The sequence below is a fragment of the Duncaniella dubosii genome (assembly GCF_004803915.1).
GTDB lineage: Bacteria > Bacteroidota > Bacteroidia > Bacteroidales > Muribaculaceae > Duncaniella > Duncaniella dubosii.
Map to the genome: position 1 here is coordinate 3,464,126 of NZ_CP039396.1, position 12,620 is coordinate 3,476,745.

Annotated in this window: 13 protein-coding genes; 2 read left to right on the top strand and 11 right to left on the bottom strand. The window is 47.4% G+C overall.

Annotation, left to right across the window (positions count from 1 at the left end; all coding sequences use genetic code 11):
* The first annotated feature begins 512 nt into the window (after nucleotides 1-512).
* Nucleotides 513-1,736: a site-specific integrase gene (locus E7747_RS15340; RefSeq protein ID WP_136416877.1), complete on the top strand. Its 1,224-nt coding sequence runs from the start codon at nucleotides 513-515 to the stop codon at nucleotides 1,734-1,736.
* A 21-nt stretch (nucleotides 1,737-1,757) separates the two neighbouring features.
* Nucleotides 1,758-3,080, top strand: coding sequence for a site-specific integrase (locus tag E7747_RS15345; protein ID WP_120466198.1), 1,323 nt, complete (start codon nucleotides 1,758-1,760; stop codon nucleotides 3,078-3,080).
* Between the two features lie 58 nt (nucleotides 3,081-3,138).
* On the opposite strand, the gene E7747_RS15350 is transcribed toward E7747_RS15345, so the two are convergent.
* The 11 genes from E7747_RS15350 to E7747_RS15405 all read right to left on the bottom strand — a co-directional run bounded on the left by E7747_RS15350 (nucleotide 3,139) and on the right by E7747_RS15405 (nucleotide 12,546).
* Nucleotides 3,139-3,450 carry a helix-turn-helix domain-containing protein gene (locus tag E7747_RS15350; RefSeq protein WP_016273983.1) on the bottom strand — a complete coding sequence of 104 codons (312 nt, stop codon included), beginning with the start codon at nucleotides 3,448-3,450 and terminating at the stop codon, nucleotides 3,139-3,141.
* Nucleotides 3,447-3,740, bottom strand: a complete 294-nt coding sequence (locus E7747_RS15355; protein WP_016273984.1) for a helix-turn-helix domain-containing protein — start codon at nucleotides 3,738-3,740, stop codon at nucleotides 3,447-3,449. The genes E7747_RS15350 and E7747_RS15355 overlap by 4 nt, the downstream gene beginning before the upstream one ends.
* A gap of 32 nt (nucleotides 3,741-3,772) precedes the next feature.
* The gene (locus E7747_RS15360) at nucleotides 3,773-4,072 is read right to left on the bottom strand and encodes a helix-turn-helix domain-containing protein (protein WP_016273985.1); all 300 of its coding nucleotides are present in this window, start codon (nucleotides 4,070-4,072) and stop codon (nucleotides 3,773-3,775) included.
* A 229-nt stretch (nucleotides 4,073-4,301) separates the two neighbouring features.
* On the bottom strand, nucleotides 4,302-4,718 hold the full coding sequence (locus E7747_RS15365) for a hypothetical protein (protein ID WP_120466194.1): 417 nt from the start codon (nucleotides 4,716-4,718) through the stop codon (nucleotides 4,302-4,304).
* A gap of 296 nt (nucleotides 4,719-5,014) precedes the next feature.
* Entirely contained in the window at nucleotides 5,015-6,331 is a 1,317-nt protein-coding gene (locus E7747_RS15370; RefSeq protein WP_120466192.1) for a sigma-54-dependent transcriptional regulator, read from the bottom strand.
* Nucleotides 6,306-8,630 carry an ATP-binding protein gene (locus E7747_RS15375; protein ID WP_016273988.1) on the bottom strand — a complete coding sequence of 775 codons (2,325 nt, stop codon included), beginning with the start codon at nucleotides 8,628-8,630 and terminating at the stop codon, nucleotides 6,306-6,308. The genes E7747_RS15370 and E7747_RS15375 overlap by 26 nt, the downstream gene beginning before the upstream one ends.
* 9 nt (nucleotides 8,631-8,639) lie before the next feature.
* Nucleotides 8,640-9,167: a DMP19 family protein gene (locus E7747_RS15380; RefSeq protein WP_136416879.1), complete on the bottom strand. Its 528-nt coding sequence runs from the start codon at nucleotides 9,165-9,167 to the stop codon at nucleotides 8,640-8,642.
* Nucleotides 9,168-9,185: 18 nt separating this feature from the next.
* The gene (locus E7747_RS15385; RefSeq protein ID WP_136416881.1) at nucleotides 9,186-9,728 is read right to left on the bottom strand and encodes a hypothetical protein; all 543 of its coding nucleotides are present in this window, start codon (nucleotides 9,726-9,728) and stop codon (nucleotides 9,186-9,188) included.
* 203 nt (nucleotides 9,729-9,931) lie between these two features.
* A complete protein-coding gene (locus tag E7747_RS15390) occupies nucleotides 9,932-10,399 on the bottom strand; it encodes a hypothetical protein (protein ID WP_120466187.1) in 468 nt (155 codons plus the stop codon).
* Between the two features lie 470 nt (nucleotides 10,400-10,869).
* Nucleotides 10,870-11,325, bottom strand: coding sequence for a hypothetical protein (locus tag E7747_RS15400; RefSeq protein WP_136416882.1), 456 nt, complete (start codon nucleotides 11,323-11,325; stop codon nucleotides 10,870-10,872).
* Nucleotides 11,326-11,331: 6 nt separating this feature from the next.
* Nucleotides 11,332-12,546 carry a hypothetical protein gene (locus E7747_RS15405; protein ID WP_136417143.1) on the bottom strand — a complete coding sequence of 405 codons (1,215 nt, stop codon included), beginning with the start codon at nucleotides 12,544-12,546 and terminating at the stop codon, nucleotides 11,332-11,334.
* Nucleotides 12,547-12,620: the final 74 nt, after the last annotated feature.

A 12,620-nucleotide genomic window follows, 5' to 3' on the forward strand; every position in this document is an offset into this window, starting at 1 on the left:
ATGTAAGGAGGAGATTGCATGAGCGCAAATATACGGAGAATATTCGACAAAAAGAAAAGTGAAAGTCGGCCTTTGGCCAGGGCGCGTTTGCATAAACCACTTCTTTGAATCAAATATACGGAGAATTCGCGAGACTATGGCAATAAATGGGGAATAAAGTAATGTGTTGAGAGTTAGGAGAGATTGGCGTTGTTCGTCCGAAGGGTGCTTTCGGCGGAAAATTCGGTTTTTGGAAGGGTTAGGAGATAGAATCGCTACCTATCCGTTGCCTTTTTCCTATCCGGAATCCGGTCTTGAAGACGGTTTTGCCGATGGATGATTATCCCTGTCTTATGTCATAGAACCCGCTTGTCAGGCATCTTTGCTACTGCAAATTTAGCGATTTTCTCTGGCATTGCGAAGAAATATAGGCTCCGGGATGGCATCTGTGATTCCTATTCGTGGTTCCGCTACGTTTTGCATACCTACAAATTACTCTATATCAGTTAATTTTGCAAACAAAGAATAGAGCTATGAAACAGAGCGGATTAAAGGTTTCGTTCTACCTTAAAAAGAGCGAGATGTCGGATGACGGTCTGTGTCCGGTGATGGGGCGTATAAACGTAGGCAGATACTCGGAGGCAGCTTTCAGCGCGAAACTCTCGGCATCACCTAAGGCATGGATGCTCGGCCGTGCCACTGGCAAGAGCGCCGCGTCAAGGGAAATCAACCGCCAGCTTGACGAAATCAGGGCAAGCGCACTTTCCGTCTATAAGGAACTGTCGGCTGTCCGCATGGGCGTGACCGCCGATGATGTGAAGTGCCAGATACAGGGGATGGCTTTCGGACAGGAAACGCTGATGGGATATTTCAGCACATTCATAGAGAACTTCGCAAAGCGTGTCGGTGTGAACCGGGTTCATGGCACACTGAAATCATACAATTACACCTACAAATGCCTGGCAACATTTCTGGAAACGGAGTATAAGCTGTCGGATATTCCGTTTACGGCTATCGACCGTTCCTTCATAGACAAGTATGACATCTACCTGCGTACACAGCGCCGACTCGCCACCTCCACCGTGGGCTTTCATACAACACGGTTGAAGATGATAGTCTCGGAGGCTATCACCGACGGCATCATAACCGCAGATCCTTTTGCCGGATATGAGGCAGAAAAGCCGCAGCGTGAGCAGAAGTTTCTTACTTCGGAGGAACTCCACCGGATTATGACGACACCGCTCCACGACAGCCGTCTGTACCATGTCCGCGATCTCTTCCTGTTCTCCTGCTATACAGGCATTCCATACGGCGATATGTGTCTTCTGACGGAAGATAATCTTGAAACTGCCGAGGACGGTACGGTCTGGATCAGGTCCTCGCGAAAAAAGACGAAGGTGGAATATGAGATACCGTTGCTTGAGCTGCCATTGAGAATTATCGAGAAATACCGGGGAATGGCACCTGAAGGGAAACTCCTGCCGATGTACAGCAACTCCACCCTGAACGCATATCTGAAAAGGATTGCCAAGATATGCGGCATAGAGCGCAGGCTGGTCTATCACTGCGGGCGTCATACCTACGCCACCGAGATCACGCTTGCACATGGTGTGCCTCTTGAGACCGTCAGCCGTATGCTGGGCCATAACCGGATTACCACGACGCAGATTTACGCGAAAGTGACCGATGACAAAATCGGGACAGACACACAGAACCTTGACAGCCGGATAGCGTCACGCTTCACTGTCGCCATTTAATAAACCAAACCCCACATAGTCATGAAAAAGGATAAAGACAACAATACACCCAAACGGCGTAGCACATTCGCCATCCTCTTCTATATCAACCGGACAAAAGTCCGCAAGGACGGAACATGCCAGCTTCTGTGCAAGGTCAGCATAGACGCCGAATGGGAGCAGATAGGAACGAAAGTGTCTGTGAACCCGGATATCTGGAACCCCGAAAAAGGACGGGCGGACGGGCGCAGTGCCAATGCAGTCACCGTGAACCGCGCCATAGACTCGCTGACAGCTGAGATAAACGAACATTACGAGGATATAAGGCGCAGCCTTGGCTTCGTCACCGCCGAGCTTGTTAAGAACGCCATGAAGGGCATCGGGCGCAAGCCATCGACCCTTTTGGCTCTTTTCCGTGAACATAACGAGGAATTCCACAAGCGTGTGGGCGTAGACCGCACAAAGGAATCATACGAAAGCTATCTCAACTCATACCGTCATCTATCTGCATTCGTAACCGGGAAACGGGATATGGATGATGTGCCGCTCCGTGCGCTTGACAGGTCTTTTTATGACGATTTCGAGGTGTTTCTCGGCGCAGACCGTGGACTCAAGCCCAAATCGGTTCACGAACACCTGTACCGTCTGAAGAAGATGACGATGCGAGCAGTCAGCCAGGGCACGCTCCGCCGTGACCCATATGCGAGGCTCCATCCACCGTTGCCACGTCGCAAGAGCCGCCACATGAGGCTTGACGATCTGAAACTGCTTATGGAAAAACAGATAGATGCCCCAAATCTCCAAAGGGTGCGCGATTGGTTCATCTTCTCGACGTTCACAGGGCTGGCATACGCAGATCTTAAACAGTTGACTGAGGATGACATATCCCAGACTCCGGACGGTACGTGGTGGATACATGTAAACAGGCAAAAGACGGGCAGTCGCTCGGCGATACGCCTGCTTGACATCCCAATGCGAATAATGGAGAAATACAGGGACGAGCGGCAGGACGGTAAGATTTTCAATCTTTATAGCAGAACCTATTTGATAAAACTTACCCGGCAGCTCGGCAAGGAGTACGGTTTCTGCCTTACCTTCCACAAGGCGAGGCATAATTTCGGAACACATATCACTCTGTCGATGGGCGTTCCCATTGAGACAGTAAGCCGAATGATGGGACATAAGAGCGTTACCACGACACAGATATACGCCCAGGTGACTGACCGCAAGGTTGATGAGGACATGAAGCGTCTGCGTATGCAGGCATCAAGTGCTGAAATTACCCTTATTGACGAAAGCATGGATAAGGAAATGGCAAAGAGAAGGAAATATAAATTCAGGAACAAGACGGGAAACGGCCTGTGATTGCAGACCGTTCCCGCCTATGCCTGATAGCAGCGCATATTGCGGAACTCAGCGGCTCTTAGAGCCACTTCTGTTCCTCCACGCATTTACGGTGCGCCTTTTCAAGAAGGCTCTGTATCTCGGATTCCCGGTACAGGGCCTTTCCCTGTACAATGTAGTAAGGGATAAGACGAGCGGTGCGGTATTCCTGCAAGGTGCGCCGGCTCACTTTCAGCAGGCGCGACAACTCCTCGTCAGTGAGGAACCTGTCCCCCTTGAACATGGGGCGTGCGACCGATTCAACTTGTCCGAGCGCCTGCCCGATGTTTCCGAGGCGGCGCAACAGGTCCGCCACACGCGGATCCTGCCTGTCGATAAAATAATGGCTCATAGCTGTGATGTGTTTGGGTGATACGACGACTGTAATAGTCTCTCTACATCCTCCGGACGGTAGAAGAGCTTGTTCCTGATACGGCTGAACGGCAGGATGCCTTTGTCGCGGTAGGTCTGCAAGGTGCGCTTTGAGATTCCGAGGATGTTGCACACGTCCTCGTTGTCGAGCCATTTCTTAAGGCCGATGTCCTCATTCTTCCGGCTCAGCAGTTCGGATTTTTCCTCGATTTCCCTGATTCTGGAAAACAGGGCATCGAAGGTTCTGATGTCCATGCTTATTATTTCCATGATGTTACGGTTTTTAGATTTTACGATATGTTTCAGTGGCTCACGGCGGCGGGTAGCGACTTCCCTTTCATCTGTAGGAATTCCTGTATCTCGGATGCCTTGTAGTAGGTACGCCCGTCTATCATGTAATAGCGGATAAGCTTCTTCTGTCGGTATCTCGCAAGGGTGCGCTTGGTGACGCCGAGCAACCGGCACAGGTCGTAGTTGTCGAGCAGCGTGTCGCCGTCCAGACAATCCTTGAGCTTGTTCATCCGCTCGAATGCCCGCTCCATCTTGTCAAAGCGTTCCATGAGCGAGGCAAACATCTTATGCACTGTTTCATTATATAGCATAGCTGATTTTTTTGATGTAAATGAATTGGTTTGTTTTACACCGTGTTGCGCAATCGGTTATACTACATATATTGGCTAATGCCGTGCCACCGCTACCAAAAGGCATGACAAGACACCGATATTCATCAGAATATCAGTGTGATAAAAATATCTAAGCGTAAAATAATGGAAATCAGAGGTCTTGCATTTTGCAAGACTTTTCGGCAGTATGCAATAGTCTATTGCGAGATTATCGCGCTTTGCGCCGGTAGATGTTTCGGCATATACCGTTTTTGAGCCGGGTGGATTTGCTTAATATCCACCCTGACGGCACGCCGTTTTGAAAGATATGGGTTCCTGTTCCTGCAATCTCAGGCAAAATATGGATTACCAGTTCGTCTATTATATTGTAACGGAAGAGCCGTGTCATAAGTTCCATACCGTCCAAATCCGACACTTCGGCGGTGTATATGCAGGATTTGTCGGTGCTGCCTTTGTCACACACAAGATCAAGGACCGGGTAATCCGCTTCAAGTGTGTATGTGCCTATGTCATGCCAAAAACGGACGCCTTTGGCATCGGTCATAAGCCAACGCATCCGGGGATTGTCGGCATCCGGGAGGAAACCGTCGATAGTCATTGCCGTTATGATGCGTACCGTTGCCATGTCGTTTCATTTCTCTATTATACAGCAAAAGAAAAAAGCGCGATGTCCACGCACTCAGACAGCGGTTCTGGCAAAACCGTAAGGAGAATACGCAACACCACGCTATGCGATACGCACAGCATAAGCATTACGCAATGATTCTCCTTAAACATCAACTGCCAGATTTCTGTCTGAGACTCTTGCGAACTTATGTATGTAAAGGCGGACATATCGGAATACGCCTGCCTGTATTTTCTATTTCACGCCCCAAAGTTACAAAAAAGTAGCGAGAAGGGCTGTATGCCAAGGCATAAATGTTACTTTATACCGTACTTATTCATCTTACGGTATAATGTCGTAGGATTTATGTTGAGCATTCTCGCCGCCTTGGTCTTGTTGCCGTTGCAGGATTCCAAGGTGCGGATGATAAGCTGCTTTTCAGCATCGTCATCTTTGATTGGGCGCAAATCAGGAACGATTTTTGCGACATTATCATTTGATGTTTTGCGGATATTCAAGTCCGAGACTGCGATAACGGTTGTCTTTGAAATCAGCACTGCCCTGCGCACCCGGTTCTGAAGCTCGCGGATATTGCCGCTCCATGAGTGTGCCAGCATAAGCCGCTCGGCTTCCGGGCTGAATCCAGAGGTTTCCTTGTGAAGCTCATCCGAAAACTTCTTGCGGAAGAATTCTGCCAGCGGGAGGATGTCTTCGGGACATTCCGCAAGGGATGGCTGGTGTATCTCGAACTCGCAGAGGCGGTGATACAGGTCCTCACGGAAACGCCCATCGGCGATGGATTTCTCCATATCCTCGTTGGTTGCCGCCACTATGCGCACATCGGCACGGCGTTCCGTGTTTCCACCGACAGGCATATAGACATTCTCCTGCAATACCCTCAATAATGATGACTGTGTGTGATAAGGCAACGTGCCGATTTCGTCAAGGAACAGTGTGCCGCCTTTCGCCGCGTCAAAATATCCTTTTCTGTCGGAATCCGCACCCGTGAAAGCGCCTTTGACATGACCGAAGAACATGGAGGCTGTAAGTTCCGGTGGGATGGCACCGCAGTTCACCGCGACAAACGGCTCGTCTTTTCTTGGGCTGTTGAAATGAATGGTACGGGCTATGGACTCCTTGCCGGTTCCGTTGGCACCGAGAATCAGTACCGATATGTCAGCGGGGGCCACAAGCTCCGCCAGATGCAACGCCTCACGCGCCTTCGCGCTGTCACGCTTGAAAAGCCGTTCAAGCGAATGCTGTATGGTCACGGCCGGATGTACCAGTTCCTTCACAACTTCGAACAGTCGCTCCCTATGTACCGGCTTGGGAAGATAGTCCTGCGCGCCCATCTTTATGGCTTTGACAGCATCGGGATATGAGGCGTATTCCGTCATGATTACGACCGGAATTCCGGGTTTCTCTTTCTTCAGCCATGCAAGTAATGACAGGCCATCCCCTTCGGGCAGGCGTACATCAGAGAGTATCAGGTCAAAATCCACTTTGCGTATATGCCTGCGTGCCACGACGGCATCTATTGCTGTCGTGACTTCATACCCCTCGCGTGCGAGCCAGTCCTTCTGCATCTGGGATAGGGTCACGTTGTCCTCAACTATCAGTATTCTGCTCTTCATCCCTTATCGTCTTCAGTTCTTCGTTTATATTCTCAATCAGATTCTCCATTGCCGTAATCACACCGGCGGCGGTTTTCTTGATGTCCGCAGGTGTAGAATTCCTGTCCCACAGAGATTTCCTCAACGGTTGCAGGCAGCTTTCAATACCGAGCATTTCCCATACGGGCTTAATCCTGTGTAGTATGGCCGAAACGCCATTCCTGTCGTCATGCCCAATATTCTTTTTCAGGACAGCTATCTCTGTGGAAGTCGATTCCGAAAGTCCCTTCAATATCTTTACCGGCTCGGTCACGTTTTTAACGAGCGGTGAAAAGTCAATCCGTACATCATCCGGGACCATAGGTTTCTCCATTACCATTGATATCCGTTCAAGCAGTTCCTGCATCGAGAATGGCTTGAAGATGCATCCGGAGAATCCGCGTTTTAACAGAGGTTTGCTATCGTCATCGTCCCTGGCGGTCATTGCCACTATGGGGATTGTCCTTGAATTGCCGATATTTGACTTGCGCAACAGTTCGATCAATGCGAACCCGTTGGTGCCTGGCATATTTATGTCCGTAAGTATTAAGTCGAAATCTCGTTTACGCATCGCCTTTACCACATCCGAGGCTGTGGCACATACGGCACAAGAGACAGCGTTGCGCTCAAGCATCTCGCTTACGATATCACGCTGTAGCGGGTCGTCATCGATTACTATCACGTTATGCGGTAGGCGCGATACACCGGCAGGCTTTGCTTCCGGGATATCGGCCGGCTCTATATTTCCGGTGAGTTCAAGCGGAACGGTTACATGAAAGGTTGTGCCTTTGCCGACATTGCTTACCACATCAATAGTTCCTCCGAGCATGGATACCAGTCCCTTGGTAATGGAAAGTCCGAGTCCGAACCCTTCGACATGCTCCACGTTGTCGGCTCGCTCGAACGGCCTGAATATGCGGTCTAAGGTTTCCTCAGACATCCCGATGCCCGTGTCGCTGATATCCATCACCAACTGTCCGCCTTCGTATGAGGCTGCGATTCCAACGGAACCGGACTGTGTGAATTTTACGGCATTCGAAAGCAGGTTGTCGACAATCTGTTCTATTCGGTCCTCATCTCCTATTACGGTAACGTCAATAACCCTGTAATCATACTTGAAAAGCAGCCCCTTGTCATTGATTATCTGCGCCGCACCGACGGCTATCCTGTCAAGCAGCACGTTCAGTCTGAACGGGACATTGTTCGGTGTTTCCTTAGCTTCGTTTAGCCGGTAAACATCAAGCAGGTTGTTGAGAAGGTGCACCACGTGCCGGCAAAGGTATCGTGCATTGTTCAGATAGCCATCGCGTTTCTTCTTGTCACGGGTGTCGATGGCGAGTTCTGCACTCCCGCTGATGACGTTGAGCGGACCGCGTATGTCATGGGATATCGTGAGGATGATTTTCTTGCGCATTTCAAGCAGCGACCGGTTCTGCCGTATGCTTTCCTCAAGTTTTTTCTTGTTCCGGTCTCTTCGCTGCATATCGCGGTGTATTATGACAAAAGAAACGAACAGCATCAGTAAGGTAATGGCTGTTAGTACACCTATATCACGATATGATTCTTCACGGGTAGCTGCAATCTCAAGTTCCTGCTGTCGGAGATCAGCCTGGGCCTTACCGTCAAGATAACTAATCAGATTCTGCAAGCGGATATTAAGATTTCTGTTTTGTTGTGACAGACTATCAGCCTGTGCTTTAAGTTTTTCGTTCTGCGCCCTGCGCTCAGCCATAAGACTGCGGTTGAAACTAAGTATAGTTGTCGTGGTAGATGGCTCAGGTTCTTCTTTTTTGCCGAAGATGCCGAGGAATCCCTTACGCTTCGGCTTCTTTGGCTCTTCTTTGGCAATCTGGCGAGCTATCACGGGCAGTTTGTTGGCCATCTCGTCACCGAGAGACTTTTGGCGCCGGTATATTTCTGCAAGCTGGAGCAATTTCTTCTCCTTGTCCTCAAGAAGAATACGGAGACTGTCTATGTCGGCTGCTTCCGAAATGAAAATCCGGCTGAACTCACACAGTGTGCTGTCTATATGCATACGTTCTTGACGATAATCCCCCCGTTCTGTTTCAGTCCATTCAAATGCTGTCTCGCCCATCATTGTCAACGATGTTAGGCGCATGTTCAATCGGTTAATCTCACAGCGGACATTATTGGTATTACGAGACTCTGTTTCCATAGAAACCAATGTCTGCTCCTCATTGTAATAGGCATAGCCTATGGTGGCAATCAGGATAAGTATCAGCATATAGCCTAAAACGATCGGGATTCGGGATGTATCCATATGAATAATTCATTTTAACAGCACATACCATTCGGTCATTTCTGTGAGAAACTCCTGCGGATGCTGTTTGATGTATGTGCCTATCATCGTGTAGAGTTGCCGGTCATTCCTCATCAAGGCATAGTACTCATCATCGAAGGCATCAAAGAGCTTCTCTTTATACACGTGGGCGAATCCTTCCTTCGTTCCGTCCCATACCGATTGCAGTTCATCCCGGTTGGCGGCATATTGGTTGTTGGCTCGTTTCACGACATCAGCGATCCGGTCTGCTCCAAGCTTGACAAAGGTGTCCTCGGCTTTTTGCGCACGTTCGCCACCGGAATTGTAGTAGTATTGGTTGAAACCGCCATTGATGACCTCCGCGTGCAGTTCCACCGCACACATTATGCTGTCGAACACTTCGCACTCCATGTCGCTTGCCAGTTCTTCGTCTATATATTTCCGGCAGAGTTTATCGGCAGGAAGACGCTCTATTAACTCTTCCGTTATCTGTTCGGAGCATCTTATCCTGAACAGTTTCTTTATCCATTGCATCATTGATTTCGGTTTTTATTATTACTTGAACATATTTTTTTCATTACCGTGTAAGACATATTCCGGCCTTTTATCAAGCAGTATGAACTGCGGCAACTGTTGCGCCCGCTTCCACATTGCCGGATTGTACGACCATAACACGGGAAGTTCCACTGGAGAATGCTGGAAGAAGTAACGCTTTGTTTCAAGACTTGGTAATATGGATATTATTGCTCCGTTGCCTTCCATACTCGGATGATAGCAGAAACGGAAACTCATATAGACATATCCGGGGCTTCCTTTCCGGGCGTCAATTTCAAGAGACTCCACAATCGTGTCCTCTTGTGTTTCCTCACTGTCGCTACGCTCGTCTGTTTCGGGAAGACCGCTGTCGTTGTCAAGATTTAGTTCCGGGAAATTCAATATCCCATCCACGGTTGAAAGCATGACACAGGCATTATACCGCTCATGCTTCCTTATGGATTGATCCGGTACTGTGACGCGGAGCAGCACCCAGCAGGAATCCTCCTCAATCAAAGCTTTCTCTATAGCAAATCTGACCTGCGGACGTTCCAACGGACGCAATTTTCCGTGAATGATTCAATAAGCCCTGTTACAGCCTGAATTGTTCACTTCACTCAGACAAATCCGTGAATCCTGAGCAGCACCGGTTTTGCGGATTGTGGCACATCCCGCAAATGCCAACGATAATGCCGACATCACGGTCAGCAATATTATATTTCTAAAATGATTGTTATTCATTGTTTAATGGTTAGCAGGGAGCATCGTCAGATGCTATCTTTCGTTGTTACTAATATATTTACAAATTCCAATCCGGTGAATAAACACACAATCCCAATAAGGGGATAAACAATGCCGCATAAGACAGCAAGCATATTCAATCCCCGTTCATCTCCTGTGAAGCCGTCTAAACTGACAGCTTGCAATATAAAGTTTGTAATTTGCCAATCCAATAGACTTTGGTCTATACTGATAAAGACAAGCCACAAAAAGATAGAGCAACATTCCAAGCCCAACAATAACATTATGGTTTTAGGTTGCATTGCATATAATTTATAGACCTTGTAGATTACCAGTATATCTATGATTACAAGCATACCCAAAAGACAATATTCCATAATGCCATATATTCCGAACAAACGCCCAATGCTTAAGCCACCACAAAATAATGTTATGGCTATCAGCAAAGCACTGAAAGCTGTCAATGATACTATGGATTGAACTGTTTTATTCATCGCACTAATTGTTTCTAATGGGTTGCGAATAGCTGACCGTTAGGGCAGTTCATTCGCTTGTTAATCTCTTTTCAACTCTCCCATGTTACATAATTGATTTTGCCTGTGTTGTCAGTGTTGATAACTTTGGCGTGGAACGTTGCCAGGCGTTATCACACTTTGTTATCAACTTTCTTTTTATTTTTTCTCACATCAATATAAAGCAGATCATCATGGTCTGTGATACTATACAGTTCCATATATAGCCGTTGTGTCAAAATCTCCTTATCGGTATCTTCTATTTTCTTAAATGAATATTATTGTCTCTGACTGTCCGATCTATTTCTTCGTAATCAAACATGACTTTTTGCTTTTTATTGTTGATGGTCTGGCGAGCGACAGCGTTAGGCGGTTGGCCAGTCCTTGCTACAGACGGCCGACCCGCGAGGTTTGCGGCTCAATTTCTATCAGATGCATTAAGAGGTCTTACATTACTTGGGAAATGTTTCTGCAATTTGTTTGGCAACGCGTTTTATAGCGCCTCTAATGTCTGCATGTACGCTCAATCCTAATGTAGTGTATGCGCCACGGCATGAAGCGATCGGGCGGCTGGTGAGATAATCTATGAAATTTACAGTTACGATGGTTTCTTCTTCGGACACATCGATCCCATATTTCACCATAAGCAGTTTTGACTGTTGAGCCGAGGTAAGTTCGTTTATACGCATATCGTTGACCAACTTAAGACGTGAGCCTTCTATTGCATCAAACAACTGTATTTCGTATTCCATCAGTTGGGCAGGAATGTGATAGATGTCATTGTTGATGATTGAGGCATATTCATATTTAGACAAATCTGCATTTTGCGATACAACGCTTTTAGAGGTTGTGCAGGATGATACGGCTATTCCTATAAAAAATAGGAATGAGATAATTACTCTATTCATAAATACTTATTTAGGTTCGATATGCAAATAATACTTCTCTTGCGCCGGCCCGTCTGTGCCATCTGAAAGCCGATGCAACATCAACATGCGGGTGGTTTCGTTTTCCCAATACCATTCGGCTTCCACACCTTTTTCGGGCAGACATTTGAATAGGTTTTCTTTGCCTTTGCCATCTTCTCCCTCTCCAACATTATTCTTCATCAGAGTCTTGATGGCTTTTTCCGTTGCCGGCAGAAAGTCAGCGTCAGACAACAATTTATGATTCATCGGAATGATTTGAGAATAAGGAGCGTCGTTCGTTGCAACAATGTCATATACCTTATATTCATAGTCTCTATCCAATAGACAATAGGCTGTTAGATTCTCGGGCTTCTGCAAGACGATTATGCCCCATTGAAGCCCTAAGAAATCGCGTTCGTATAGCGTCATATTGTGCGAAGTCTCATATTGCGCTTTCCCATCGCGGTAGCCTTTAAGATGGCTCTTTATCGTACCGCTCTTAAAGAAGTGCGAGCTCCATTGTGTTGAAATATGTTTTTCAACTCCTTCTGCTGTAACTCTATTTTCATACACTCTGAACGTGTGAGGAAAGTTATCCGCACTCCACACGATAGAATCGTAATAGTGTGTAAACTCAGGGAAGTCTATGGGTGAATATTCTCCATTCACGTCCGTGATTCGGAAGGTAATCAAATCGAGAGGCGCCGGCAACGGACTGTCAAGATGCATCAAGGGGGTGAAATCATTCATGATCATCTTGAACTTTGCCTCTTCGGGTAAAGTCTCAGGTTCGGGGTCTGTATGCCCTTCGTCTTTAAAGTTTCGGGACAAACAGATAATAGTATAAACCTTTTTTTCTCCGTCATTTGCCGAAATCCGAATCTCTTCGTATGCAGACTGAGCATCCGAAACATATTGAAGGAAATGGATTTTCACTTGATTGGCATCTACCCTAAGCATTGCCCATCCGCAATCGTATGTATAAGAATCTCCTGAGATGGGATTAAGCGAAAAGAAATTCTCACAAGTCATTATCACATCGCCTTGCTTGCCGTTTGCCTCGAATGAATACTTAGGAGTACCTTCCGCACCGGTGGAACCCAGGAACTTGACATTGTCGGGCGTAAGGATTTCATATGACCACACCATTGGCTCGCCGCGTAAAACATCATCCTTGTCACAAGCCGTTAAGATTAGGCAGACAACTACCATAAAAGGCATAAATAGTCTATTCATATTCGTAGCACACACTCTATTGGCCCTATTTGAGTGTCTAAATGGATAATGAGAAACAT